The 25,653-nt window shown below is 69.3% G+C and carries 22 protein-coding genes; 15 read left to right on the top strand and 7 right to left on the bottom strand.

The annotated features are described in order from the left end of the window. The first annotated feature begins 21 nt into the window (after nt 1-21). Nucleotides 22-849, top strand: a complete 828-nt coding sequence (locus BM394_RS13880; RefSeq protein WP_092978932.1) for a uroporphyrinogen-III synthase — start codon at nt 22-24, stop codon at nt 847-849. Between the two features lie 95 nt (nt 850-944). On the opposite strand, the gene BM394_RS13885 is transcribed toward BM394_RS13880, so the two are convergent. Further along, the gene (locus tag BM394_RS13885) at nt 945-1,244 is read right to left on the bottom strand and encodes an MGMT family protein (protein WP_092978541.1); all 300 of its coding nucleotides are present in this window, start codon (nt 1,242-1,244) and stop codon (nt 945-947) included. 91 nt (nt 1,245-1,335) lie between these two features. Here BM394_RS13885 and BM394_RS13890 point away from each other — a divergent pair, with 91 nt between their 5' ends. The 3 genes from BM394_RS13890 (at nt 1,336) to BM394_RS13900 (ending at nt 8,815) form a co-directional block, all read left to right on the top strand. After that, nucleotides 1,336-4,560 (top strand): ATP-dependent helicase, encoded by a 3,225-nt coding sequence (locus BM394_RS13890; protein ID WP_092978543.1) that lies wholly within the window; start codon nt 1,336-1,338, stop codon nt 4,558-4,560. Nucleotides 4,561-4,592: 32 nt separating this feature from the next. Further along, nucleotides 4,593-8,051 (top strand): ATP-dependent helicase, encoded by a 3,459-nt coding sequence (locus tag BM394_RS13895; RefSeq protein ID WP_342752715.1) that lies wholly within the window; start codon nt 4,593-4,595, stop codon nt 8,049-8,051. Between the two features lie 149 nt (nt 8,052-8,200). After that, on the top strand, nt 8,201-8,815 hold the full coding sequence (locus tag BM394_RS13900) for a hypothetical protein (RefSeq protein WP_092978545.1): 615 nt from the start codon (nt 8,201-8,203) through the stop codon (nt 8,813-8,815). Between the two features lie 16 nt (nt 8,816-8,831). On the opposite strand, the gene BM394_RS13905 is transcribed toward BM394_RS13900, so the two are convergent. The 3 genes from BM394_RS13905 to BM394_RS13915 all read right to left on the bottom strand — a co-directional run bounded on the left by BM394_RS13905 (nt 8,832) and on the right by BM394_RS13915 (nt 11,207). Continuing rightward, nucleotides 8,832-9,398 (bottom strand): hypothetical protein, encoded by a 567-nt coding sequence (locus BM394_RS13905; protein ID WP_092978547.1) that lies wholly within the window; start codon nt 9,396-9,398, stop codon nt 8,832-8,834. A gap of 64 nt (nt 9,399-9,462) precedes the next feature. Further along, nucleotides 9,463-9,834, bottom strand: coding sequence for a DoxX family protein (locus BM394_RS13910; RefSeq protein WP_092978551.1), 372 nt, complete (start codon nt 9,832-9,834; stop codon nt 9,463-9,465). A gap of 206 nt (nt 9,835-10,040) precedes the next feature. Further along, a complete protein-coding gene (locus tag BM394_RS13915) occupies nt 10,041-11,207 on the bottom strand; it encodes a glycoside hydrolase family 43 protein (RefSeq protein WP_245780189.1) in 1,167 nt (388 codons plus the stop codon). 458 nt (nt 11,208-11,665) lie between these two features. On the opposite strand from BM394_RS13915, the gene BM394_RS13920 reads away from it, so the two are divergent. The 3 genes from BM394_RS13920 to BM394_RS13930 all read left to right on the top strand — a co-directional run bounded on the left by BM394_RS13920 (nt 11,666) and on the right by BM394_RS13930 (nt 13,319). Beyond that, on the top strand, nt 11,666-12,652 hold the full coding sequence (locus BM394_RS13920; RefSeq protein WP_342752716.1) for a potassium channel family protein: 987 nt from the start codon (nt 11,666-11,668) through the stop codon (nt 12,650-12,652). 173 nt (nt 12,653-12,825) lie between these two features. After that, complete coding sequence (locus tag BM394_RS13925; protein WP_092978944.1) at nt 12,826-13,080, top strand: hypothetical protein; 255 nt, start codon at nt 12,826-12,828, stop codon at nt 13,078-13,080. A gap of 5 nt (nt 13,081-13,085) precedes the next feature. Next, nucleotides 13,086-13,319, top strand: coding sequence for a hypothetical protein (locus BM394_RS13930; RefSeq protein ID WP_245780190.1), 234 nt, complete (start codon nt 13,086-13,088; stop codon nt 13,317-13,319). A gap of 18 nt (nt 13,320-13,337) precedes the next feature. On the opposite strand, the gene BM394_RS13935 is transcribed toward BM394_RS13930, so the two are convergent. After that, entirely contained in the window at nt 13,338-14,450 is a 1,113-nt protein-coding gene (locus BM394_RS13935; protein ID WP_092978553.1) for a neutral zinc metallopeptidase, read from the bottom strand. A gap of 361 nt (nt 14,451-14,811) precedes the next feature. On the opposite strand from BM394_RS13935, the gene BM394_RS13940 reads away from it, so the two are divergent. From BM394_RS13940 to BM394_RS13960, 5 genes are all read left to right on the top strand, one after another. After that, nucleotides 14,812-15,264, top strand: coding sequence for a hypothetical protein (locus tag BM394_RS13940; protein WP_092978556.1), 453 nt, complete (start codon nt 14,812-14,814; stop codon nt 15,262-15,264). 247 nt (nt 15,265-15,511) lie between these two features. Beyond that, nucleotides 15,512-16,834, top strand: a complete 1,323-nt coding sequence (locus BM394_RS13945; protein WP_092978558.1) for a M16 family metallopeptidase — start codon at nt 15,512-15,514, stop codon at nt 16,832-16,834. After that, on the top strand, nt 16,831-18,198 hold the full coding sequence (locus BM394_RS13950; protein ID WP_092978560.1) for a M16 family metallopeptidase: 1,368 nt from the start codon (nt 16,831-16,833) through the stop codon (nt 18,196-18,198). Before BM394_RS13945 ends, BM394_RS13950 begins: the two co-directional genes overlap by 4 nt. Beyond that, on the top strand, nt 18,195-19,142 hold the full coding sequence (gene nudC / locus BM394_RS13955; RefSeq protein WP_175530103.1) for an NAD(+) diphosphatase: 948 nt from the start codon (nt 18,195-18,197) through the stop codon (nt 19,140-19,142). The genes BM394_RS13950 and nudC overlap by 4 nt, the downstream gene beginning before the upstream one ends. A 178-nt stretch (nt 19,143-19,320) precedes the next feature. After that, the gene (locus BM394_RS13960; protein WP_092978562.1) at nt 19,321-21,441 is read left to right on the top strand and encodes an ATP-dependent DNA helicase UvrD2; all 2,121 of its coding nucleotides are present in this window, start codon (nt 19,321-19,323) and stop codon (nt 21,439-21,441) included. Between the two features lie 319 nt (nt 21,442-21,760). Here the strand turns inward: BM394_RS13960 and BM394_RS22845 are convergent, their stop codons facing one another. Beyond that, the gene (locus tag BM394_RS22845) at nt 21,761-21,898 is read right to left on the bottom strand and encodes a hypothetical protein (RefSeq protein WP_175530104.1); all 138 of its coding nucleotides are present in this window, start codon (nt 21,896-21,898) and stop codon (nt 21,761-21,763) included. A 222-nt stretch (nt 21,899-22,120) separates the two neighbouring features. Between BM394_RS22845 and BM394_RS13965 the strand changes: the two genes are divergently transcribed. The 3 genes from BM394_RS13965 (at nt 22,121) to BM394_RS13970 (ending at nt 23,890) form a co-directional block, all read left to right on the top strand. Further along, on the top strand, nt 22,121-22,492 hold the full coding sequence (locus BM394_RS13965; RefSeq protein ID WP_092978564.1) for a WhiB family transcriptional regulator: 372 nt from the start codon (nt 22,121-22,123) through the stop codon (nt 22,490-22,492). Between the two features lie 63 nt (nt 22,493-22,555). After that, nucleotides 22,556-22,711 (top strand): hypothetical protein, encoded by a 156-nt coding sequence (locus BM394_RS22850; RefSeq protein ID WP_175530105.1) that lies wholly within the window; start codon nt 22,556-22,558, stop codon nt 22,709-22,711. 309 nt (nt 22,712-23,020) lie between these two features. Continuing rightward, on the top strand, nt 23,021-23,890 hold the full coding sequence (locus BM394_RS13970) for a methyltransferase (RefSeq protein WP_092978948.1): 870 nt from the start codon (nt 23,021-23,023) through the stop codon (nt 23,888-23,890). 240 nt (nt 23,891-24,130) lie between these two features. Here the strand turns inward: BM394_RS13970 and BM394_RS13975 are convergent, their stop codons facing one another. Then, the gene (locus tag BM394_RS13975) at nt 24,131-25,441 is read right to left on the bottom strand and encodes an ABC1 kinase family protein (protein WP_092978568.1); all 1,311 of its coding nucleotides are present in this window, start codon (nt 25,439-25,441) and stop codon (nt 24,131-24,133) included. Nucleotides 25,442-25,653 lie beyond the last annotated feature (212 nt).

Raw genomic sequence — 25,653 nt, forward strand, 5'->3', positions numbered from 1 at the left:
GTGACGTGCGAGGATGTGGGTGTGGACTCGACCGCACCGGAGCCGTTGCGCGGCTTTACCGTGGGTATAACCGCGGAACGCAAGGCTGACGAACTGGCGTCGTTGCTGACCAGGCGGGGTGCGCGGGTGGTGCACGCTCCCGCGATGCACACCGTACCGCTGCCGCAGGACGGCGAGCTGGCCGCTTCCACCCGCGAAGTGCTGGCAGGCGACGTGGATTTCGTGGTCGCCTCCACCGGCATGGGGTTCCGGGGTTGGATGGATGCCGCGGACGAGACGGGCAGCGGCGAGGCGCTCCGTCGTCATCTCGCCACCGCGACGCTGCTGGCACGGGGATCGAAGGCGACCGGAGCCATCCACGGTGCCGGGCTGCGGACCGAGTGGAGTGCGCCTTCGGAGGAGTCCGCCGAGGTGCTGCGGTACCTGCTGGACCACGAGCTCGGCGGCAGACGCGTGGTGGTGCAGGTGCACGGTGATCCCATGCTTTCGTTCCGGCAACGCCTCACCGAAGCGGGTGCCGAGGTGATTCCGGTGATGGTCTACCGCTGGACCGACCCGCTGGAACCGCACAAGCTCGACGACCTGATCGACCGCACCGTCGCCGGTGAAGTGCACGCCCTGACGTTCACCAGCGCTCCGGCCGCCGCCAACCTGCTGACCAGAGCCGAGCGTGACGGCCGCTTCGAATCGCTGCGAACCGCCGTGCTCGACGGTGTGCTGCTGGGATGTGTCGGCCCGGTCACGGCCGCCCCGGTGGAGAAGGCAGGATTGCCCTACGTGACACCGGAACGCTCCAGGACGAGTTCGTTGGTGAGGCTGCTGGCCGAACGCCTGTCCAGCGGTTCCTGACCGTTTCCTCGGGGGTGGCAGTTCCTTCGCCCGTGACGGGGCCTTCGCCCGCGGTGGGGCCTTCGCTCGTGGTTGGCGGGTCGATCGCGACCGGTCTACTGCTCCGACGCGGGTTCCCATCGATAGCGGCGCATGTCGACCCTGCCGTTGTCGGCGAGAACCCCCTCGGCCCGCAGCTCCGCGAGCTGTCGGTGCCGCAACTGCTCGGCCACCGTTCCGTTCGAGCGCAGTACGCGGTGCCAGGGAAGGTCGGCACCGTCCTCGGCCAGGATTCGTCCCACCAGCCGCGCCGAACGTATTCCGGCGTGTCGGGCCACGTCGCCGTAGCCGAGCACTCTCCCGGTGGGGATCCCGGCGACCACCTCCCGCACCCGCTCCCACGTCCGCTCGTCCATCCGGCCAGTCTCGCACGGGAACCGGTGATGTCCGCGACACGCTCGTGACCAGGTTCGCTGGGCGGTAGCTCCCACATGGTTACATCGAAGAGTGGCGACATTCTCCGCACCGACTCTCGTGCGCTCCGCCGCTCCGGCGGTCGAGCAGTGTGACTGGTCCGAGGCGGGACGTCGTGCGTTGCGGCACGAGGACGGTTTCCTGCGTGTTCTCGGCGGTCCCGGAACGGGGAAGACGACCCTACTGGCCGAAGTGGTCGTCGATCGGTTGGCGAGCGGCCGGGCCGACGCCGACAACACCCTCGTGCTGGCATCGAACCGCACCAACGCGGCGTTGCTGCGCAGTGCCATCAACAGTAGGTTGCTGTCCGCCGGAGTCGACATCAGCACCGGCGGGGGGCAGTTGGTACGCACCGTGCACTCCTATGCGTACGGTGTGCTGCGGTTGCTGGCGGCACGCGACGGGAAGCCGCAACCGAAGCTGCTCAACGGCCCCGAGCAGGACCTGTGGATTCGTGAACTCCTCGCCGGTGACATCGAGGACCAGGTCGACCACTGGCCGGATTCGTTGCGTGCCGCGCTGGGTACCGAGGGTTTCGTCGGTGAGCTCAGGGATCTGCTGCTGCGTGCCGCCGAACGCGGTGTCGGGCCGGATCGGTTGGTTCGGCTCGGCAGGCACCACGAACGTCCCGAGTGGGTGGCCGCCGGTGTTTTCGGTGCGCAGTACGAACGTGTGCGGCAACTCGCAGGTGCTTCCGGTGAGACCGCCGCTCCGCTGGACGCGGCGGAACTGGTCTCCACCGCGCTGCTCGCGCTCGACAACGATCCCGACCTGCTGCGTACCGAACGGGCCAGGGTGCGGCACCTGCTGGTCGACGACGCGCAGAACCTGGACCCCCAGCAGTACCGACTCTGCCGCCGTGTCGGTGATACCGCCGCGGAGTTCCTGCTGGTCGGTGACCCGGATCAGGCGGTGTTCTCCTTCCGCGGCGCCGATCCGCGCTGTCTGTCCGAAGCCGACCCCGACGGTGACCGGACCAGCGTGCTCACCACCGGTCACCGCATGTCGCGACGTATCCGCACCGCCGTCCGAAGGCTGTTGACGAGGCTGCCGGGCGCGGGTGAGCAGCGCGGGCTGACGGGGCCGGAATCCGCCGAGACCACCGATGGCGCGGAACCGGACGGTGCCGAGCCCGACTCCGGCGGTTCGGTGCGGGTACGACTGCTGGCGTCCCAGGCGCAGCAGGCCGCGTGGGTGGCGGACCAGCTTCGCCGTGCCCACCTGCTGCGGGGAGTCGCGTGGTCGGACATGGCCGTCATCGTCAAGTCCACCGGACTGTCGCTGCCGGTGCTGCGCAGAGCGCTGCTGGCCGCCGGCGTGCCGCTGGTACTCGACGACGAGGAACTGCCGCTCGCCCAGCGTCCCACCGTGCGGCCGTTGCTCACCCTGCTGCGCTGTGCCGCGCGTCCATCCGATCTGGACTCGGAGACCGCGGAGTACCTGCTGGGCTCGATACTGGGCGGGGCCGATTCGCTCGCGCTGCGCCGGTTGCGCCGGGGTCTGCGCAGGCTGGACCAGGCCGCCGGCAACGACCGTCCCAGCGGGGAGCTGCTGGTCGAGGCGCTGTGGCAACGGGACGCGCTCACCGCGCTGCGGGACGTCGCCGCCGAGCCCGCCCGAAGAGTGGCAGCGTTGCTGGCATCGGCGACCCGCTCCTGCCAGGATCGGCGCAGCGTCGAGGAAACACTCTGGGAGGTGTGGCGCGAGAGCGGAGTGGAACGGACCCTGTTGTCCCGTTCCGAACGCGGCGGGGTGCACGGTGCGCGGGCCGATCGCGACCTCGACGCCGTGGTCGCGCTGTTCGAGGAGGCCGCCCGCTACGTCGACAGGCTGCCCGGTGCGGACGCGGCCGCCTTCGCGGATCATCTGGCCGGCCAGCGGATCTCCGGCGACTCGTTGGCGCCGCGCGCACCGACCGGGGACGGTGTGGCGGTGCTGACCGCGCACGCCTCGGTCGGCAGGGAGTGGGAAGTGGTCGCCGTTCCCGACGTGCAGGAGGGCATCTGGCCGGACCTGCGGCTGCGTGGCTCGCTGTTGGGGACGGAACGGCTCGTCGACGTGCTGTCCGGGCTGGACTCCGACGAGGTGGTTTCCGCCTCGGCGCCACTGCTGGCCGAGGAACGGCGGCTGTTGCTCGTGGCGGCCAGCCGCGCCCGCGGGAGTCTGCTGGTCAGCGCGGTACGCGGTGAGGACGAGCAGCCCTCCCGATTCCTGGACGAGCTGGACGGCCTCGCCGACGAGCCGGAAGCGGCCGAGCGCCCCGTGTCCACTCCGGAACGCGGACTGAGCCTGCCCGAGCTGGTGGGCGAACTGCGCAGGGTGGTCACCGACGGCGGGACGGAGCCCGCGCGACGCGAGCGGGCCGCCGGCCAGCTCGCCAGACTGGCGCGGGCCGGCGTGCCCGGTGCCGACCCCGACACCTGGTACGGCCTGCCCGAACCCTCCAGCACGGCCCCGCTGGTCGACGGCGCCGAACCGGTTCGGGTGACACCGTCCACGGTCGACGTGCTCGCCACCTGCCCGCTACGCTGGATGATCGAGCGCCACGGCGGCAGGGACGCCGCCGAGCTGGCCTCGGTGGCGGGCACCGTGGTGCACGCCCTGGTGCAGGCGGCCGCGGAGGGAGCGGATCGCGAGCACCTGGAACAGGCACTGGACCGGGCGTGGGAATCGGTCGACGCGGGTGCCCCCTGGTACTCCCGCCGCGAACGCGAACGGGTCAGGTCCATGTTGGACTCCTTTCTGAACTGGCTGCGGCAGTCCCGCGCCGAACTCACACAGCTCGGGGTGGAACACGATCTGGACCTGAAGATCCCCGCCCGGGAGGACGGCCCGTGGCTGCGCCTGCGCGGCAGGGTCGACCGGCTCGAGGCCGACGAGCGGGGCAGACCAGTCGTCATCGACGTCAAGACGTCCAAGACCCCGGTCAGCAAGGACAGCGCCGAACAGCACACCCAGCTCGCGGTGTACCAGCTGGCGGCGGCGCTGGGCGCCTTCGGCTCGGACGGGGAGACGCAACCGGGCGGTGCGCGGTTGTTGTACGTGGCCAAACCCGACTCCCGTGACGGTGCGGCCACCGAGCGGGGCCAGAGCGGGCTCGGTGAGGAGGGCTTCCGGGTCTGGCTGGACGTGGTCCACGACGCCGCCGCCGCCAGCACCGGCCCCGGTTTCCTCGCGGTGGAGAACTCCGACTGCGCCCGGTGCCCGGTGCGCACCAGCTGTCCGGTTCGTTCCGAGGGAAGGCAGGTCGGACAGTGATCACGCCGCAGCGCATCGCCCAGGCGCTCGGGATGCCCACACCCACCGAGGAACAGGCGGCAGTGGTCGGAGCGCCCGCCCGGCCCGCGCTGGTCGTGGCCGGGGCGGGGGCGGGCAAGACCGAGACGATGGCCGCCAGGGTGCTCTGGCTCGTCGCCAACCGGATCGTGACGCCCGAGCGGGTACTGGGGTTGACGTTCACCCGCAAGGCGGCACGACAGCTCTCCGACCGGGTGCGGGCCAGGCTGCGGCGGCTGGCGGGCTCCGGGCTGCTGGAGGAGGTGGACCCCTCGGGCACGCTGCGCTCGGTGGTGCTGGCAGAGGAGCCCACGGTGCTCACCTACCACTCCTACGCGGGCAGAATCGTCTCCGAGCACGGGCTGCGTGTTCCCGTGGAGCCGGGTGCCAGGCTGCTTCCCGGCACGGCCTCCTGGCAGCTGGCGCACAGTGTCGTCTCGAACTGGACCGAGGACCTCGACACCGACCGGGTTCCGTCCACCGTGACCGCGAACGTGCTCTCGTTGGCGGGGGAACTGGCCGAGCATCTGGTCGAACCGGAGCGGGTACGCGACCACGCGGAGCTGCTCACCGGAATACTGGACAACGCGCCCCGCGAGAAGGGACAGCGGGCCGATCCGCCGCAGGAACTGCGACGGATCCGCTCCGCCCAGCGGCTGCGCGCCGCGCTGCTGCCGCTGGTCGAGGCTTACACCAGGCGAAAGCGCGCCGACGGCGCCATGGATTTCTCCGACCAGATGTCGCTGGCGGCCCTGTTGGCGCGGCGCCACCCGGAAGTGGCGCTCGGCGAGCGCGAGCGGTTCGCGGCCGTGCTGCTGGACGAGTACCAGGACACCGGGCACTCGCAACGTGTGATGCTGCGCTCGCTGTTCGGCGACTCCGCGAGCACGCCGTCACTGCCGGTCACCGCGGTGGGAGACCCCGCGCAGGCCATCTACGGTTGGCGCGGTGCCAGCGCGGCCAACCTGCCCAGATTCACCACCGATTTCCCCGAGAGGGATGACGCGAAGGGGCACGACGGGGAGCACAGCGGTGTTCACGACGGGGAGCACGGCGGCGACCGGGAGTGGGACCGACAGGACTCCGCCGACTCGGACGCCACGTCCTCCCGGCCGACTCCCGCCGCGCGTTACGGCCTGCTGACGAGCTTCCGCAATCCGGCCGGGATCCTGCGGTTGGCCAACGTCGTCGCCGAACCGTTGCGCGAGTCGGGGTTGGACGTCGAACCACTGCGTGCCAGGGACGACGCGCCACCCGCCGATGTCCGCGCCGCACTGCTCGGCGACGTGCGCGCGGAGCGTCGCTGGGTGGCGGAACGACTGGCGCTGCGTTGGCACGAGGCGGTGGCGCGGGACGGCGAGCCGCCGACCGCCGCCGTGCTGGTGCGGCGCCGGGCCGACATGGCCGAGATGGCCGACGCGTTGCGCGCCGAGGGACTGCCGGTCGAGGTGGTCGGGCTCGGCGGTCTGCTGGACGAGCCGGAGGTGCGGGATCTGGTCAGTGCGCTGCGGGCGCTGGTGGACCCGCTGGCCGGAACCGCGGCCGTGCGGTTGCTGACCGGTTCCCGGTGGCGCATCGGAGCCGCGGACCTGGCCGCGCTGTCGGCGCGGGCGAGCGAGCTCGGGGCGCGTACTGCTCCGGGTGAGGAGGGCGGTGACGTCGACGAAGCGCTCGCCGCCGCCCTTCCCGGCGAACAGTCCGAACAGGCCGGTCTGGTGGACGCGATCGACGATCCGGGCGAGCACACGCGCTACTCGGCCGAGGGGTATCGCCGTATCACCAGACTGGGCGGCGAGCTCGCCTCGCTGCGGCAGCGGCTGGAGCAGCCCCTGCCGGAGTTGGTGGCCGACGTGGAGCGCACCCTGCTGCTGGACATCGAGAGCATGTCCCGGACCGACGGGGTCGGCAGGGCCCACCTGGACGCCTTCTCGCGGGTGGTGACCGAGTTCGCCACCGCGACTCCCACGGCGACGCTTCCGGCACTGCTGGACTATCTCACCACGGCAGAACACGCCGAGGACGGCTTGGAGCCGGGCGAGGTCGAGGTGGTGGAAGGCCGTGTCCAGTTGCTGACCGTCCATTCGGCCAAGGGGCTGGAGTGGCAGTTGGTGGCCCTGCCGCACCTGGTGGCCGATGTGTTTCCCGGTAAACGCAAGTCCTCCTGCTGGTTGCGCTCGGTCTCCGAACTTCCCCCCGAACTGCGCGGTGACGGGGCCGACCTGCCCGCGCTGGACGCGCAGCGGCTCGCCGGTATGACCCGCAAGGAACTGCAGCGGGAGCTGCGCGAGCACGACGAGGAGTTCGAGCAGCGGCGTCTGACCGAGGAGCGCCGGTTGTTCTACGTGGCGCTGACCCGTTCGGAGCGGACGCTGTTGCTCTCCGGGCACTGGTGGGCCGAGATCGGACGCGAACCAAAGGGGCCGTCCACCTTCCTCACCGAGGCGGCACGGCAGCTGGACGGTTCCCCGGCGGAACTCGCGGACAACGAGCTGGGGCACGGCGAGCTGGAGCACGGCGAGCTGGAGCACTGGGAGCCCGAGCCGGACGAGACGGCGGAGAACCCGCTCGCCGAGATCGAGCGCAGTGTGCGATGGCCCGTCGACCCACTGGGGGCCCGCCGGGGTGAGGTCGCCGAAGGAGCCGACCTGGTTCGTCGCGCGATGGTGGAAGCAGCGGCGGAAAGCGCCGCCTCGGCTTCCGAGGCGGGGGAAGCGGGACGACCCGCCGAGGCCGAACCGGACGGCGAGGTTCCGGTGGACGAGTCGTCGGTGGACGAGCAGCGGGTCGATGACGAGGAGACGGCACGGTGGCGGCGCGACGTCGATGTGCTGCTCGCGGAACGCGACCGTGCCGTGCGGGGTGAACGGGTGCTGCTGCCGGAACAGCTCTCGGTGAGTCAGTTGGTGGAGCTCGCCGATTCCCCCGAGGCGTTCGCGCGGAAACTGCGTCGCCCGTTGCCCACCCGTCCCAATCCGGTCACGCGGCGCGGTACCGCCTTTCACACGTGGTTGGAGCGACGGTTCACCTCCGACGCGTTGCTGGAGGTGGACGAGCTGCCCGGTGCGGGGGACGACTCGGCACCGCGGGAGGAGGATCTGGAACGGCTGCGCGCGGCTTTCCTGGACAGCGAATGGGCCGAGCGTACCCCCCACCGGATCGAGGTTCCGTTCGAGACGCGTATCGCCGGGGTGGTCGTACGCGGGCGGATGGACGCCGTGTTCGCGGATGCGGACGGGGGTTGGACCGTGGTCGACTGGAAGACCGGTGCGGTGCCGGACGAGCACCGGATGCCCGCCGCGGCGGTGCAGCTGGCAGCGTACCGACTGGCCTGGTCGGAGATGACCGGTGTTCCGCTGGAGCGGGTTCGCGCGGCCATGCACTACGTGCGCCACGATCGCACGTTGCACCCCGCGGACTCGCACGACGCGGAAGGACTTCGGAAGCTCATCCTGACGGTGCCGTCCGAGAGTTGACCGGGGCCCGCCCCGATGCCGCGAGGAGCGCCACCGGGCCGGGAAGAAACCCCGATCGGGATGGAATCTCCCCGGTCAACGATTCGAAAACCACACTTTCGAGTGGCTCAGCTTGTCTCGGGTGTCGATCACGCAGGAATATGCCCGCGATGGCGCAGAACACGGAGAACAGGCTGGACGCCTCCATGCAGCAAGAGGTGTCCGTGGACGAGGACGTCCTCGCGTTGCGCGCACCGCTGGTGCTGGTGCGGCGGAACGATCAGGGTGAGTGGATCTTCGAGGGGCCGGGCGAGTCCCCCCGCCCCACGGTGCGAACCGTGCTCGGTGCCGTGGTCAACGCATGGCCGCACGTCTCGGCCCTGGCCGAGTTGGAACCGGGGTCCGCCGCGGTGTGGTCCTGGGACAACCACGGCTGGACGAGCGAGTTCGAGTGCACCTGCGGCGAGTGCGAGCAGCCGGTGGCCACGGATCTGGATCGCCGTACCTGGCCCGGTGAACTGGATCCCGAGGATCTCGTCAGCGTGGAGGAGACGGCGCTCTCGGGGCAGGAGGTGCTTACCAACATCCTCTACACCTCCGGCAGGATCGCGATGCTCGGTCCCGGCGAGCAGCACCGCACCAGTGACCAACTGGCCTCGGTGGCGATGGCCAACGTGATTCGCCGTTGGCCCCACACCATGCGTGCGCTGTGCTCGGTGCGCTCCGGCTATCTGCTGCGGTGGAACGCGGAGAGCCTCAACTGGCACGAGTACGAGGCGGTCTGATCACCCGGCGTCGATTTCACGGGAAATCGGCGCCCCCGCCCTCGGTGGTGTTGGAGGTGCTCTCGGTGCTGTGGAACTCCTGTCGCAGCACTCGCTGGTACAGCAGTTCCAACAGCCATCTCTCGAACAGCGAGGTGCCGAACTCGGCTCTTCGGTCCTCCGGGGACAGCACGAGTCTGGCGGGGCCGTCCCGGTAGGTGGTGACGGCGCCGATGCCGTAGTAGTCCAGCTCGGTGAGCGCCCAGGGCCGGTAGGGGTGGTCCCCGGGAAGCACAGCCGCGCACGGGGCGATCGTGAGCAGTGTTCCGCACGCTCTGGTGGCTCGCCGGGCCTTCGAGACGCGCACCATCACACCGATCAGGTCCACGGCGGGCACCGGGACCTGCTCGGGACCGTCGGGTTCGGCCCAGGCGTGCACACCGGAGGGCTCCGCCTGTGGTGGCCAGTCGTGCGCGGTGCGCCACTGGTGCACGTCGGGGCGAAGCCGCGTGACGGCTGTGAAACGGGAGCCGAGAACCTCCACATTCGACACGAGATGACCGTGCCAGCCCAGTACGCGGGCCGCGTGCTCGAACTGCTGCACCTATGAATGGTAAGCAGGAAGGCTCAGCATTCAACAACTCCGCACGTGCGAGATTACGAAAGTGTTACCGACCGGTGTTCCTGCGTACGCGTAGCGACCACTGGATCAGGGGCAGTTGCAGGGGGAGCCTGGCGTAGGCCACGAAGCGTAGCGGAGTGCTCCGATAGCGGTAGTCCAGTGCCATCTTCACGTTGGCCGGGAAAACGGCCGCGAACAGGGCGGTGGTGGCCGAGGCTCCTGCCCGCCGGGTCCGGGGGTGTGCCACGGCGGCGGCGCATCCCAGTTCCGCTGCTCCGGAGAGGTAGGTCCAGCCGCGCGGCGAGCCGGGCAGGCGGCGCGGCACGATCGAGTCGAACGGCCGTGGCAGCAGGAAGTGCAGCGCCCCGGTGAGCGTGAGCGAGCCCGCCAGCACAGTTGCAGAACTTGGGCGTTTCATAACGGCTACCGTGGCACGGAATCGCGTCGTCGGCAATCGACGAGGTGCGGTGATCCGGTTTCGGGTGTCGTGAATCCGCGCGGCCAACTCGTCTCCGATCGCGCGACCGGAGACGAGTTGGCCGCTTGTTCGAGCTGGATCTCAGTGTGGATGTCGGCGGGAGGTTCGCCCGTGCGTCGGCACCACGGAAACCGTGGCAACAGGTGCTACCGATTCCCGTACTCGGTGCGCAGCCGTTGCAACTCGTCGGCGGTGACCGGGAGCACGGTGCCGTGTCGCGGGCTGTCCGGCAGGTCGTAGTTCTCCGGGATGGTCCACTCGCCGGAGTCCAGGTCGGTGGTCTCGAACGGGACGTAGCCACGACCACCGAACTCGTCGATGAACATGTACCACTTGTCCTCGGTGTTGGACTCGAAGACGGTCGGCCCCTCGCCGCGGCTGATTCCCGGTTCGGAACCCGATGGCTTGCCGACGCAGTCCGCTATGAGCTCGTAGTCGGTGCTGCGCAGGTTCGGTGACTTCTCCGCGGTGATGTACTTGCCGCACGGGGCAGCGCCGGAGTTGGTTCGCTCGTCCTTGGTGAACCGGTAGTAGGTGCCGTCCTCCGAGATCACGGTGGAATCGATCACCGAGTGGCCGGGGTCCTGCCACACCCTCGGTTCGCTGAAGGTGTGGAAGTCGCGGGTGGTCGCGTACATCATGCGGTTGTAGCTGTCGCCGGTGTGGTTCGGGTCGTCCGCGTCGTACAGCTTGGACGCCCAGAACACCACGTAGGCGTCGATCGACTCGTCGTAGTAGGCCTCCGGAGCCCAGGTGTTGCCCGCGTTGTCGGGTGCCACCCGGACGTGGCGCTGTTCGGACCAGTGGATCAGGTCGGTCGATTCCCAGACCTCGATGTGCTTGCTGCCGTGCCGTTGTGCCTCGTCCCAGTTCCCGTCGCCGTGCATCCTCAGGTCGGTGGCGATGAGGTAGAACTTGTCACCCTCGGGCGAGCGAATGATGAACGGGTCACGGACCCCGTTCTCGCCCTTGGTGGAAGTCAGCACGGGGTCACCGTTGTTGAGCTCGTCCCAGCGCAGCGCGTCGTTGCCCCGGCTGACGGCGAAGTGCACCTGCTCGCCGTCGGCGCTGCCCGCTCCGGTGAAGTAGGTGAACAGGTAGCCCTTCTTCGGTCTCCGCTCCGGCGGCGGCGGAGCTTTCTCGCGTTCCTCGTCGGGCTCGTGCGCGGTCGGCCCGTGCGCCGGCGATGTCGTCCCCTCGGCCACGCCGGTTCCGAGCGGGGCGAGTGACACTCCACCGAGCAGCGACGACAACGCCAGAGCGGTGTACGCGGACGCCGCTCGTATTCCGGTGCGAAACGAATTTCCTGGCATGCGCGAAATCTCCCCAACCTGAGCCGGTTCGACGGGTGTTTCTGTCGTGCGGTGCGATGCGCGGTCCGAAAACGCCGTGACGATCGGGGTCTGCTCCGGGACGGATTCCTGTCCTCCAACCGGGAGAATCTGTTCGGAATTCCGAACGATGTTCGAAAATGTAATGCGCGGACCGCGTACGAGTCAACGGCGGAGCGTGTCGATATCGATCAAGCTCGTGAGGCCCACGCGAGCGCGTGTTCCGCTCGGGGGAAGGATTCGGCACCGGCGAAAACGCTCCCGGGCGGGAGCGCGAGTACCCCTTCGCCGCCGGGGCGTTACCGTTTCCGCCCGTGGACAAGCACAAGGGCCGACCCGCGCGACTCGGACGTCGTTCGCTGTCCGGACGTCGCTCCGAGGCAGCGCTGACCGACCGTCTGACGGACCGTCCGGACCACGCGCTGGTCGGGGTGGTTCGAATGCCCGCCACCGCCATCGGTCCGGTCAAATCGATCGTGCGCAGGGTGATCGGAGCCAGTCTGGCGCTCGCCGTCACCGTGCTGCTGGTGTATCTCGATCGGGGCGGTTACAGCGACACCGACGGGACCCCGTTGAGCGTGCTGGACGCGTTGTACTACGCGACGGTCTCGCTCTCCACCACCGGCTACGGGGACATCGCCCCGGTGACCCCTTCGGCGCGCCTGGTCAACGTGCTGGTCATCACGCCGCTGCGGGTGCTGTTCCTGATCGTGCTGGTCGGAACCACACTGGAAGTGCTCACCGAACGTTCCCGCCAAGCGTTCAAGATCCAACACTGGAGGTCCAGGGTGCGCGACCACGTCGTCGTGATCGGTTATGGCACCAAGGGCAGGTCCGCGGTGACGGCCCTGCTCGGAGAGGGTGCCGAAGCGGGCAACATCGTCGTGGTGGACACCGAACCCACCGCGTTGGAGGCCGCGTCCTCACTGGGCCTGGTGACCGTCAACGGCTCCGGCACCAGATCGGACGTGCTGCGGGTCGCCGGAATCCCGCGGGCGCGTGCCGTGGTGGTGGCACCACCGCGGGACGACACCGCCGTGCTGGTGACGCTCACCGCCAGGGAGCTGGCTCCCAAGGCGCAGATCGTGGCCGCGGTGCGCGAGGCGGAGAACGTCCACCTGCTGCGGCAGTCGGGTGCCGATTCCGTGGTCATCTCCAGTGAGACCTCGGGCAGACTGCTGGGGATAGCCACTTCCACGCCCTCGGTCGTGGAGATGTTCGAGGACCTGCTCAGCCCGGACCTCGGGCTGGCCATCGCGGAGCGCGAGGTCGAGCGCACCGAAGTGGGAGGATCGCCGCGCCATCTCTCCGACATCGTGCTCGGGTTGGTCCGTGAGGGGCAGCTCTACCGGGTGGACGCTCCGGAGGCCGACGCGATCGAGGAGGGCGACCGGCTGCTCTACGTCAAGAAGGTCGCCACCGCCTGAACGCGCATCCGACGTGGAGCGACGATTCAAACCGACGGCTAACAAGATGCCCACTGTCGTGATCTAGTCACGGTTCGTCGATCTGCCGATACTCATGGTGATATGTGGAACAGGGGGACATCCCCAGGTTCGTTCCGCGTACGCCGTGGCGGAACGTGTCGGGAGGTGAAGCGGTGACCGAGTACTCGACAGAACATCCCAGCATCTACTGGGTGAAACCGGAGGGCGACCCGAATCAGCACGCCACAATGGACATACCTCCGAGTCGGGGTGGTCCGGTGGAGCCCCTCGGCCGGCACGCCTCGGTCGATGCTCCGCCCGCCGTCGACCCCCGGCAGTACCAGATGGCCCACAACCGGCCGTTCTGCGAGGAGTGTTTCACCGCCTATCTGAAGTTGCCCACCGCCCGGCCCACTTGGAAGCACTGATCCCGATGGAGACACACCACTACTGGTTGCCCGTGAGCAGTCGTAGCTCCACTCGCCTGGTCCGTCACGCCTTCCGGGGTAAACGTTGGCAGGGCAGAGCCTCGGACACCTCGGTCTGCGGCGTGCAGTGCGCCATGGCCGAGCCCAGTGAGCTCGACTGGTTCCAGGCGCCGACGTGCTGGGACTGCACGAACATCCTGATCGAGGAGCAGGAAGAGGCCGATGCCGCCCTCGAATGAGCGAAGCCGGTCGTCGGCTCAGGACACTTCGGATTCCTCGGCCCGCCATGTGTCGCACTCGGTGATCCGGTTCGTGCGGAATCCTCGGTGCGCCCAGAGCCTGTTGTGTTCTGTGCTGCCGTGGCTGCGGGCCTCACCTGCCTGGTCGCCCCGGTTGCTCGCGTCGCGCAGCGCGGACATGACGTGGTCGTTGTTCATTCCGCCGTGCTGCAACGCGGCCAGTGCCTGCCCGCCGTAGCAGGTTGCCTGCAGCTCGTTCCTGCGCGAGAGTTCGAGTCCTTCGGGGGTTTCGGCGCCGCCCGCCTCGTGCACCGCTCTGCCGTACGCCTCGCTGATCCCGGTCATTCCCTGGATGGCGTGGCCGAACTCGTGCGCGAACTGCCCCAGGTAAGGGCCTGCGGTTTCACGTCCCTCGACGCGCGAGTAGTGCCTGGCTGTCCAGTAGATCGTGTGGTCGCCGCCGCAGTACATGGCGGTCCGCTCCCAATCCCGATCGCCGCAGGGGCTGTGGATGTCTCCGTTCGTGACGACCACGTCCGGAGTCCTCACCGGAAGGTTCGCCTCGCGCAGTGCCGGGGTCCACATTTCCATCAGGCACGGTGTCAGCGACCGGAGGAAAGCCCGCTGTGCGGCCGTGTCCGTGTCGAAGGCGGGCAGGTCGCACTCGGTGTCGACCGCTCCGTTCCCCGGGATGTTGAACGGGTGCTCACCGAGCGAGGTGACCGGGCGGGGGCGCATCCCGGTGGTGGTGCGTTCGGAACGTCCGGTCCTCGCCGGACCGCGTTGCCGGCGGTCCTCCTCCAGCGCGTGTTCGGGGGCCGGATGACTGTCCGTCGTCGGGTCCGTGGTCGGAAGTGGTGAGGGATCGACCGGGGAGGTTCCGATCTCGTCGTCGCCGTACTGCTCGTAGCCGCGCTCGCTCGCCTCCGTTCCGAAGTCCGGAAGCAGCCCCGCCGACGAGAGGAACAGCAGAACCACGCCACTCAGGACAGCCACGATGACGGCGACGGCGCCGACTCCGTCATTCGCCCGAGAAGTGCGGTACGCCTCCGGGCGGTTCGGGTCGGTTCCGGAGCCGTTCACCGGAACATCGGGCTCGTGCGGCGGCTGTGGGCGCTGTGGTGGAGTCATGGAAGCGTGTTGTCGGTCTGCTCCGGCACTGTCCGTTGTGGACTGAGCTGTGGACTGTTTCGTCGTTCGTGTTCCGGTCCGCTGCTGTGCTTCCGGCGAGCCTAACTCCCGATCGGTGTCGTTCGGTGTCCTGCCGCCGAATCAACAGTGACCGGTCAGCTCGCGGGCCGAGCGGTTTTCCGGTAGGTGACGACTGGTGATCCGGACCACCGCCCTTGCCGGGACCGCTGGAATGACCTGACCGGGACCGCTGGACCTCCGACATGGCACGGGGCCGTCCCGAGGGAACACGTCCCACGCCGCGCGCCGTCGCGGCCGAGTTGCGAGTCGGGGAGCGCGGTTCCTCTGCGAGGATCGCGTCGTGGCGCGAGGGCGTGGTTCCGCATCGGTGTTGCTGATCCTGGTGGTGTTGTTATCGGTCGGGATCGGCGCGGTGGTGATCGCTTGGTGGCCGCTGACCGACGCGTTCGGCGATGACACCACGGTGCGGACGCGCCGCACCACCGCGACGGTGGTCCAATCCGCCTCCTGCGCGGAACGCGGCGCGCACGACCTCGTGGAGCTCACGGCGGACGGAGACGCGACCCGCGTCCCGTTCGACGGCTGCGGTCATTCCGAGGGGACGCGATTACGGGTCCGGGTGCCCGAACCGCTGGGAGACGACGCGCTCGCGCGTCCGGTCGACGCCGAACACGGGACCGGCGGCACCGGACTGAGCGGGCGGCTCGGTCGGGTGCTGCTGGTGCTCGCGGCCCTCTCCGGCGCCGGGTACGTACTGCTGCTGCGTTCCGCCCGCCCTCGGGAGCCGGGTTAGGCCCCTCGATCCCGTTCTCCGTCTCACCCTCCGTTTCCCGACGTGGTCCACCGTGCTCACGGGGCGCCACTGCCCCGGCCGTGTTGCTCCCACCGCCGTATCCCGGCGTCCAGCCTCCGGTGGAATCTCCACGGGAATTCCGCCCATCGATCACGCGACCGGGTGGACGATTCGTCCGATCTCGGACACGCCGAGTGTTCAGCAGGGTGCTCACCGCTAGGGCTTCCCGCGCACGTAGGCTGAGGGCATGGTCGAACCGCAACCGCATCGCGTCACCCTGCCCAACGGGCTGCGCGTGGTGCTCGCACCGGATGCCGAACCGGGCTCCACCGCACCCGGTGGGCCTCCGGTGGTCGGAGTCAGCGTGCACTACGACGTGGGCTTCCGTTCCGAGCCGGAAGGCCGAACCGGCTTCGCCCACCTGTTCGAACACCTGATGTTCCAGGGCAGCGAGAGTCTCGAGAAACTCGCGCACTTCCGTCACGTGCAGGGGTCCGGCGGAATCTTCAACGGTTCGACGCATCAGGACTACACGGACTACTTCCAGGTGCTGCCCTCCAACGCGCTGGAGCGCGCGCTGTTCCTGGAAGCCGACCGGATGCGTGCTCCCCGGCTCACCGAGGAGAACCTCCGCAACCAGGTGGACGTGGTCAAGGAGGAGATCCGGCTCAACGTCCTCAACCGTCCCTACGGCGGGTTCCCGTGGATTCTGCTGCCGCCCGTGCTCTACTCCACGTTCGCCAACGCCCACAACGGATACGGTGACTTCACCGATCTCGAACGAGCCACCGTCGACGACTGCGCCGCGTTCTTCGACACCTACTACGCCCCCGGGAACGCGGTACTGACCATCACCGGCGACATCGACGTCGACCACGCCACCGATCTGGTTCACAAGCACTTCGGGGACGTGCCCGCCCGTTCGGTGCCGCGACGTCCCTCCTTCGCGGAACCCGCCCCCTCGGGCGAGCTGCGGGATCGGCACCAGGACCCGCACGCCCCGCTGCCCGCGGTGGCGCTGGGCTACCGCCTGCCCGATCCGGTCGGCGAGTTGGACGAGTACCTCGCCAACGTCGTGCTCGCCGCCGTGCTCAGCGACGGTGACGCCTCCCGGCTGCAGCAGCGGCTCGTCTACCGCGACTCGCTGGTGGTGGACGTGCACGCGGGCGCGGGGTTGATGGGAGCTCCCCTCGACGCCCGCGACCCGGACACCTTCACCATCACGGCCATCCACAGCCCGGAGGTGGCCACCGACCGCGTCGTCGACGCCGTCGACTCCGAGCTGGAGCGGTTGGCCACCGAAGGGCCCACGGCCGAGGAACTCTCCAGAGTGACCGCGCGGTGGTCCGCCGGACTGCACCGTGATCACGACCGGCTGGTTTCGCGCACCCTGGACCTCGGCAGCACCGAACTGCTGCACGGGCGCGCCGAACTCGTCGGGGAGCTTCCCGCCAGGGTCGGCGCGGTCACCGCCGAGGAGGTGGCCTCCGCGGCCAAGGCGCTCCGGCCGGAAGCCCGCGCCGTCCTGGAAATCGAACCCACCGGCGACGCCGACGGAGGTGCCGCATGACCAGCGCGACCCATCGCAGTGCCGAGCGGATCGGACACACCGAGCAGGGACCGCGGCCGCTGCCGCCGCTGGCCGAGCCGCGTGCGGGCAGGCAGCCCGAGACAGTGGACACCGTGCTGGAGAACGGGCTGCGGGTTATCGCGGCGCGACACGGCGCGGTGCCGATGGTCGAGCTGCGGCTGCGGATTCCCTTCGCCGGTGAGGACGCCGCTCACCCGGCCAGGGCCGAAGTGCTCGCCGAGACCCTGCTCACCGGGACCGAACGTCGGGACCGGGTGCGTATGGACACCGACCTCGCCGCGGTCGGCGGCACGTTGCAGGCCGTGGTCGACCCCGAACGGCTCAGCATCACCGGGGACGCGCTCGCCAGCGGGATGGAAACCCTCCTCGACGTGCTCACCGACGCGCTGACCGAGGCTTCCTACCCGGAGCACGAGGTCTCGGGAGAGCGGGACCGGCTGGTCGAGCGGATCACGGTCGCCCGTTCCCAGCCCCGCACCATCGCCCGCGAGGAGTTGCAGTACCACCGCTACGGTGATCACCCGTTCGCCAGGGAGGTGCCGCAGGCCGCTGACGTGGCCGAGGTGACCCCCGAACAGGTGAGGCAGTTGCACCGGGACGCGGTCCTGCCGCGTGGCTCCACGCTGGTGCTGGTCGGCGACATCGACCCCGAGGCGACCGTGGAGACCGTGCGCCGCATGACGTCCGGCTGGCAGGCGGCCGGGGCGGCTCGTGAGCTCCCGGCGCTGCCCGAGGTGGTCGGCGGCGACGTCCGCCTGGTGCACCGGGAAGGCGCGGTGCAGTCGCAGCTGCGGTTCTCCGCTCAGGCGGTCCCCCGGACCGACGAACGCTACCCGGCGCTGCAGATCGCCAACCTGGTCTTCGGCGGCTACTTCTCCTCACGTCTGGTGGAGAACATCCGCGAGGACAAGGGCTACACCTACGGCGCGCACTCCACGTTCGAGTTCACTCCGGACAACGGCACGATCCTGGTGGACGCCGACACCGCCAGCGAGGTCACCGCGGCGGCGCTGCTGGAGATCCGTTACGAGCTGGGCAAACTCGCCCTGGTTCAGCCGAGTGAGGCCGAGGTCGAGTCCGCGCGGCAGTACGCCATCGGCGGGTTGCTGACCTCGACCTCCTCGCAGTCCGGCCTCGCCTCGATGCTGATGAACGTCGCGGCTCTCGGACTGGGGCAGGACTGGTTGTCCGAACACCCCGATCGGCTGCGTGCGGTCACTCACCAGCAGGTGGCCGAGGCCGCGCGCTGGTACGTCCCGACCGCGTTCACCGGGGTCGTGGTGGGAGACGCCGAACAGCTCGGGGAACAGCTGCGTGGCCTCGGTGGTGTGACGCTGCCGTGACGACCTGCTCGGAGTTCGGTTCGGCATCGGAACGTGCCGCGGCCGAGGCGTTCCAGCTCGACAGCACACCGCTGCTGTCCCGTTCATCCGTGGCGCTGTCCGATCAGCAACGGGACGATCCGGAACACGCGGCGACCCTGTGGTCCGGTGGGCGGGTGCTGCCCGTCGACCAGCGCGGCCGCGCTCCACTGGAGTCGAGCGGGCGACTCGCCTGGCACCGGCCGGACGAGTTCTCCGACCACGGTGGCCACGCCGTACTGCTGGGCACGCACGACGGAGTGGCCCACTGGGGTGTCCGGGTACGCCCCCGCGATTCCGGATCCGACTGGCAGGGGCTGCGCGCGGTGGGCGAGTGGTTGGGCGACGTGGAGGCAGCCCTGCTCACCACCGCGGTGGGGCTGCTCGCCTGGCACGATCGTGCCCGCTACTGCGCGCTGTGCGGTGCCGGAACCGAACGCATCCGCAGCGGTTGGGCCAGACGCTGCACCGGGTGCGGACACGAGGAGTACCCGCGCACCGACCCCTCCATGATCTGTCTGGTGCACGACGGTGCCGATCACGTGCTCCTCGCGCGCCAGGTCGTCTGGCCCGCCGAGCGGTTCTCGGTGCTGGCCGGATTCGTGGAGATGGGCGAGTCCCTGGAAGGGTGCGTGAGCCGCGAGGTCCACGAGGAGGTCGGGGTACCGGTCTCCGACATCAGGTACCTGGGCAGCCAGCCCTGGCCCTTCCCGCGATCACTGATGATGGGCTTCTCGGCCGTCGCGGACCCACGCGAGCCGCTACGGCCGGCACCCGGCGAGATCGCCGAGGCGCACTGGGTATCGCGGGAGCACGTACGCGCGGCGCTGGGGCACGAGGAACCGGTCGACGGTCTGTGGCTGCCCCCGGGCATATCGATCGCGCACCGCATGCTGCGCGGCTGGGCCGACGCCGGTCCGCTGTAGTTCCGGCGTGGCGAACGGGCCCGCGAAGAGTCCGCACCCGTGAAGTGGGTTCCGGGACGGCTTTCCCGGGGAGCTCGGCGGTGTGCGTTCTCCCGGAGGTGTCGGTGGCGAGGCGTGTACCGCGTTCGCGGCGGGTGTGTCGGTCGCCACTCGTCGCGTTTCTGCGAGGATTCCCGGCATGACCGATCAACCGGGCCTGCTGGAAGGTCTCGATCCGCAACAGCGTGCCGCGGTGACGGCTCCGCGCGGTCCGGTCTGCGTGCTGGCGGGCGCGGGGACGGGCAAGACCCGTACGATCACTCACCGCATCGCCTGGCTGGTGCAGCGCGGCCTGGTCGTCCCGCAGCAGGTGTTGGCCGTGACCTTCACCGCGCGCGCGGCGGGCGAGATGCGTACCAGATTGCGCGGTCTCGGTGCCCACGGAGTTCAGGCGCAGACCTTCCACGCGGCCGCTTTCCGGCAACTGCGGTACTTCTGGCCGAGAGTGATCGGCGACGAACTGTGGCCGCTGACCGAGCAGAAGTTCCGATTGGTCACCCAGGCCGCGGGCAGGCTGCGGCTGGCCACCGACCAGGACTCGGTGCGCGATCTGGCCACCGAGATCGAGTGGGCCAAGGCGACGCTGCTCACCCCCGAGCACTATCCCGCGTCCGCCGCTGAGCGGGGACGCGAGTGCCCGGTTCCGCCGGAACACTTCACGAAGGTCTTCGAGGGCTACGAGAAGCTCAAGAACTCGGCGAAGGTGCTGGACTTCGACGATCTGCTGCTGCACATCGCGGCCATCCTGGAGGAGAACACCGAGGTGGCCGAGCAGTTCCGCGCGCAGTACCGCAGCTTCGTGGTGGACGAGTACCAGGACGTCACCCCGTTGCAGCAGCGAGTGCTCGATGCCTGGCTCGGGCAGCGTGACGACCTCACCGTGGTGGGCGATGCCAATCAGACGATCTACTCGTTCGCCGGCGCTTCGCCCCGCTGGCTGGTCGACTTTCCGCTGCGCTACCCGAACGCCGAGGTGGTCAAGCTAGAACGCGACTACCGTTCCACACCGCAGGTGGTCACCCTGGCCAACCGGGTCATCGGCGCCGCGAGTCCGGATCGGGGAGCGGAGGGGGAGAACACCGGGTCGTCGGGAACCGAACTCACCCTGGTGGGGCAGCTGCCCGACGGGCCCGAACCGGAGTTCGCCGCGCACGACGACGAGGCCGAGGAGGCGCGTGCGGTGTCCCGCCGCATCGCCCGGCTGGCGGGCAACGGGGTGCCGTTCTCCGAGATGGTCGTGCTGTACCGCGTGAACGCGCAGTCGGAACTGTACGAGCAGACCCTGTCGGAGGCCGGTATTCCCTACCAGGTTCGCGGCGGCGAGCGGTTCTTCGCGCGCACCGAGGTGCGGCAGGCGATCGCCGCACTGCGCGGCGCGGCGAACCGGGGGAACACCGGGCCCGGTGAGCTTCCCAAGGTGGTGCGTGAGGTCCTTTCCGAGGTCGGCCTGACCGAACGGGCTCCCTCCGGCGGTGCCGCGCTGGAACGGTGGCAGTCGTTGAACGCGCTGGCCGAACTCGCCGACGAGCTGGCGGGACAGGTGGAGCAGGCCGACCTGACGCACTACGTGGCCGAGCTCGACACCCGTGCGTCCGCGCAGCATCCCCCCACGGTCGAAGGGGTCACGCTCGCCTCGCTGCACGCCGCCAAAGGGCTGGAATGGGACACGGTGTTCCTCGTCGGGCTCGTGGAGAAAACGCTGCCGATCCAGTACGCCGACGGGGACGAGGACGCCGTCGAGGAGGAGCGGCGGTTGTTCTACGTGGGAGTGACACGGGCCCGGCAGCGGGTTCGGCTGTCCTGGTCGACCTATCGGGGGCAGGGCGGTGGCCGCAAGCGCCGACGCAGTCGGTTCCTGCGTGAGCTCGACCCCGCCGAGAACTCCGCCCCGGCCCCGAAGTCGAAACGGCGGGAGAAGTCGGCCGGTTCCCGGCGGGTTCGCGAGGTTCACTGCCGGATCTGCTCGACACCGCTGACCGCGACCGCCGATGTGAAGCTGGGGCGCTGCTCCGGTTGTCCCTCGGACGCGGACGAGGAACTGCTCACGAAACTGCGCGGCTGGCGCACCGAGCGGGCGCAGCAGCTGCGGGTACCCGCCTACGTGGTGTTCAGCGATGCCACGCTGCTGGCCATAGCGGAACAGCGACCGGACGATTCCGAGGCGCTGAGCAGGATCTCGGGAGTGGGAGCGACCAAACTGGAGCGGTTCGGGTCCGATGTGCTCGGACTCGTCAACGGGAGCGATCACAGCGGCGGTTAGCGGAAGCGGTGGGTAGGATCTGTCACTTCCCTTCGCGGGAGGTCCGCCCACGGCCCCCGCCGATCCTCGCCACGGTGGTTCCGGTACCGGGTGGGTAACTCGTGCCACATCCGGCCCCGTGGGCGGGCTCGGTGCGGTGTGCTCCGCGCCGGTGATCCCCGGTTGTCCGGTCAGAATGCCGACCGGCCGGTGAAATCCACTCGGCGCGGGGGTTTCCACCGCTGGACACAACGCTGTGAAAAATCACTTGCGCCGTGTGTGGCCCCCCGAATAATCTGCCTGTTGGCAGGCCGGAGAGGACATGCTCGTCCGGCCGGGGTCACGAGAAGGCGGTGTGCGCGATGCGTAGGAACGACTGGTTGTCGGCGGTGGACCAGCACGCGATCGCGTTGATGAGCACCGGTATGTCGACGTTCGCGAAGCGAGCCGCGAATATCGGCCCCGCGCGTCTGTGCACGCATCGTGATGTTGAGCCGAGCGAAACCTACCCGGGTCGGGTCGTGCCGGAGCGAAGTACCTGAGTTACTCAGTCGAGTGACAATCGCTCTTTCGGCCGCGGACCCGGTATCGGGTCCGCGGCTTTTTTAATGTGTCCCCGTTCTCGAATCTTCCGTCCAAATTGGATCAAGTTATAGCGCCGAACAGCGTAGAAGAATTCATCTCATCAGGAGGAGAACGCATGTCGACCGGCAGTGCCCCTGCGGCAACCTGGGGCGAGACCGGCAATCACGGCGGAGCCGTTTCCGCTCTGCTGCACACCGCGCCCGACACGGACGAGCGAGTCCCGTGTCGTCGGGATCCGGACCTGTGGTTCGCCGAGAACCCGTCCGAACTCGAACGCGCCAAGCAGCTGTGCGCCGAGTGCCCGATCAGGTCCGAGTGCCTGGCGGGAGCTCTGGCGCGGGCGGAGCCCTGGGGGGTCTGGGGCGGCGAGATCGTCGAACACGGCTCCGTGATCGCTCGCAAGCGGCCGAGGGGGCGGCCACGCAAGCACCGGTCGGCCGACACGGCCGGTGCGGGTGGTTCGACGGTCCGCGGACGTGCCGCGTGATCACCGCGAGGCCGCTCCGAACAACAACCGAACAGCCATGTTCACGGAAGTGAGACCAGCAGAATGTATCCCGAGGAAACCACGCGATTACGTTGTCGACAGTTCCGCGGTGAGGCCGAGCGCGCCAGACTGCCGCACCGGATCGCCGTCGTGCGGTTCTGGCGCCGGGTGGCGTGCTTCGCTTCCCGGCGGGCCGAACGTTACGAGCGGCGCATCTGATCCGAGTTCCGAGCGGGGTGCCCGAGGGGCGCGGTTCGCGACCTCCCCGGCGCCCCTCGACCGCGGAACACAACCTCCTCCGGTCGACGACACGACCGGAGAAGTTCCGTCCGACGCGTGAGTTCGGACGAGCTCGATGAGCTGTCGTGGCCCGGCGAGTGCGCGGTGTTCGCGTACGAGCCGGCCACCGGTGTTCGCCCGGTTCGGGCGTGCCGAGGACTCCGCCCGGACGGTCACACAGTCGGAACCGGACCGGGTGCCGTTGTGCGGAGCGGAATTCGGTTGTCCGGCCGGCTAAGCTTGCTGATCATGCACCATCATTCGCACGACAACATCGACTGGGACACCCGGCTGCGGCAGCTGCGGGACGAGGACGGCCTCACCGCGACCCAGACACGGCGAATCGCGGAGACACTGGTCGCGGGGCAGGACGCCTGCCACTCGGTGATCGACGTCGGATCAGGGGCGGGCGGCGCGGCCGCGGCGTTCGCCGCCACTCTGCCGGGTGGCACGGTTACCCTTGTCGATTCCGCGCCTGAGCTGCTCGCCGAGGCCGAGCGTCACGCCACCGAACACGCCGCCTCGGGGGTCGAGGTTCGCGGTGTGCGGGCCGATGCCGCCGACGAGGAGCTCGGTGCCGCGGTGGGCAGTGCCGATCTGGTTTTCTCCTCACTGGTCGTGCACCACCTGCCCGACCAGCTGGCCGGCTTGCGTCGGCTGGCGGAACTGGTCCGTCCGGGAGGCAGGCTGGTTATCGTGGAGTCCGGGCTGTGGGCGCACGTGCTGCCCTGGGACGTCGGTGTCGGTGAACCAGGACTGGAGGAGCGCCTGCTGGCGGCGCGGCACTCCTGGTTCCGCCGGATGCGCGCCGAGATGCCGGGTACGGTGCGGCTGCCCGTCGGTTGGTCGACCGCCCTGCGGCAGGCAGGGCTGGAAGACGTCGAGTCGTGGAGCTACCTGGTGGACTGGCCCGCCCCGGTCACCGGTTCGGTGCGCGACATCGTGCTGCGCAGGTTGGAGTGGCTGCGCGAGGCCGCCGTGGAGGAGTGCTCCGCCGACGACCTGGCCGCGCTCGACCAGCTGCTCGACGAGCGGGGGCCGCACTACGCCGGGCGGCGCGACGATCTCTACTACCTGGCCGCGCACAGCGTGTTCGTCGGCCGCAAACCCGCCTTGTAACGTGTTGCCGCTCGGCTTTCGTGGTGGCTCGTTTGGCGGAACCTCTGGCACGGCTCTCGCTGCGGGTGCCCGACATCGGGTAGTCACTACACAACGTCGGGTCTTCCTCGCGAGAGCCGCACCGGAGAACCCGCGGCGGTGCGGGCTGCCTAGGTGGTAGGAGCTCGGCTTGCGGGAGTGGTGGGGGTGCGGCACCGCGTCGTTCCACAGCCCGGCGATTTCTCGTGAAATCGCCGCCGCTCAGTCCACGAACCCGGGCTGCCAGTTCGAGATGATCTCCCTGGCGGCCACTTCCGCGTCCAGCTGGCACAGGATTCCGGTCGCTCCCAGCGTCACCCGGTGTATCAGCAGGTAGTCCGGGGGCAGGTTCAGCGACCGGCCGGTGCGGAACTCGGGACTGCGCAGATCGCCCACCCGGTCGGCCTGCCGCTGTAGCCACGAACGGGTGAAGTGGAAGGTCTCGGTTCGCGCCGGATCCACGAACGGCCCGAGGTACGCCTGCACGTCCTCGGCGCGGAGCTCGGAGTCCGTCTGCACGAACCGGTCGCTGCGCAGCAGTTCCATGAGCTCCTCGGCCCGGTCCTCGAGCGCCAGCCGCAGCATGCGTCCCAGCGTCCTCGGCAGTCCTTCCGGAAGTCTGGCGACCGCGCCGAAGTCGATCACTGTCAGCCTGCCGTCGGGAAGCAGCTGGAAGTTGCCGGGATGGGGATCGGCGTGCAGCAGGCCGACCCGGGCCGGGGACGAGAAGTGGAACTCGCCGAGCAGTTCGCCCGCCCGGTCGCGCTGTTCCCGGCTCCCGTTGTTGATGATCTCGGCGAAGGGCGTACCCGAGACCCACTCGGTGACCATGACCTTGGGTGAGCTCGCCACCACCCGGGGGACGTGCACCAGCTCGTCACCCTCGAAAGCCGTGGCGAACGAGCGCTGGTTGTCGGCCTCGGTGCGGTAGTCCAGCTCCTCGACCATCCTGTCCTGCAGCTCGCGCAGCAGCGGTTTGATCTCCGCACCGGGCAGCATCGACTGGAAGAGCCGGGAGAAGCGCATCAACTGACGCAGGTCGGAACGCAGTGCCTCGTCCGCGCCCGGGTACTGGATCTTGACGGCGACCTCCCTGCCGTCGTGCCAGACCGCCCGATGCACCTGGCCGATGCTCGCGGCCGCGGTGGGCGACTCGTCGAACTCGGCGAAGCGCGCGTGCCAGCCGCTTCCCAACTGTTCGTCCAGGGTGCGTCGCACGCTGGACTCCGACATCGGCTGCGAGGTCGTCTGCAGCTTGGAGAGTGCGTCCCGGTAGGGCTCGGCGAGTTCATCGGGTACGGCGGCCTCGAACACGCTCAGCGCCTGCCCGAACTTCATCGCCCCACCCTTGAGCTGCCCGAGCACGGCGAACAGCTGTTCGGCCGTACGCGCGGAGAAATCGGCGCTGACGGTGTCCGCGTCCTGCCCGGTGAGCCGCTTTCCCCATCCCGCGGCCACTCTGCCCGCGGCACCGAGCGGCAGACTGGCGAGTTTGACGGTGCGCTGTGCTGCTCGGCGGGGGACGTCGCTCACGGGAACTCCCTTCCAGTCGGCAGGGCGCCGGGACAACGAGCCGTCCCGGAGCACACGCCTACGGACTCACCGACATGCTAGAGGTTTTCGCGTAGCCGTGTGCAAGATCGTCCTCGACGGATCGTTCCGCCGAACCGTTGAAAGGGGGCCGGAAACGAACGAATCGCCGTTCCAGGAGCCGTCGACGCGGTTGCGAGCGGCATTGTTCACCG

The sequence above is a fragment of the Actinopolyspora lacussalsi subsp. righensis genome (assembly GCF_900116555.1).
Classification (GTDB): Bacteria; Actinomycetota; Actinomycetes; order Mycobacteriales; family Pseudonocardiaceae; genus Actinopolyspora; species Actinopolyspora lacussalsi.

Coding starts and splice junctions, on each gene's coding strand:
- BM394_RS13885 (WP_092978541.1), bottom strand. CDS start 1,244: ATGGACGAGCGGACGTGGGAGCGGGTGCGGGAGGTGGTCGCCGGGATC.
- BM394_RS13895 (WP_342752715.1), top strand. CDS start 4,593: ATGCCCACACCCACCGAGGAACAGGCGGCAGTGGTCGGAGCGCCCGCC.
- BM394_RS13900 (WP_092978545.1), top strand. CDS start 8,201: ATGGCGCAGAACACGGAGAACAGGCTGGACGCCTCCATGCAGCAAGAG.
- BM394_RS13910 (WP_092978551.1), bottom strand. CDS start 9,834: ATGAAACGCCCAAGTTCTGCAACTGTGCTGGCGGGCTCGCTCACGCTC.
- BM394_RS13915 (WP_245780189.1), bottom strand. CDS start 11,207: ATGCCAGGAAATTCGTTTCGCACCGGAATACGAGCGGCGTCCGCGTAC.
- BM394_RS13920 (WP_342752716.1), top strand. CDS start 11,666: ATGCCCGCCACCGCCATCGGTCCGGTCAAATCGATCGTGCGCAGGGTG.
- BM394_RS13930 (WP_245780190.1), top strand. CDS start 13,086: ATGGAGACACACCACTACTGGTTGCCCGTGAGCAGTCGTAGCTCCACT.
- BM394_RS13935 (WP_092978553.1), bottom strand. CDS start 14,450: ATGACTCCACCACAGCGCCCACAGCCGCCGCACGAGCCCGATGTTCCG.
- BM394_RS13945 (WP_092978558.1), top strand. CDS start 15,512: ATGGTCGAACCGCAACCGCATCGCGTCACCCTGCCCAACGGGCTGCGC.
- BM394_RS13950 (WP_092978560.1), top strand. CDS start 16,831: ATGACCAGCGCGACCCATCGCAGTGCCGAGCGGATCGGACACACCGAG.
- BM394_RS13960 (WP_092978562.1), top strand. CDS start 19,321: ATGACCGATCAACCGGGCCTGCTGGAAGGTCTCGATCCGCAACAGCGT.
- BM394_RS13965 (WP_092978564.1), top strand. CDS start 22,121: ATGTCGACCGGCAGTGCCCCTGCGGCAACCTGGGGCGAGACCGGCAAT.
- BM394_RS22850 (WP_175530105.1), top strand. CDS start 22,556: ATGTATCCCGAGGAAACCACGCGATTACGTTGTCGACAGTTCCGCGGT.
- BM394_RS13970 (WP_092978948.1), top strand. CDS start 23,021: ATGCACCATCATTCGCACGACAACATCGACTGGGACACCCGGCTGCGG.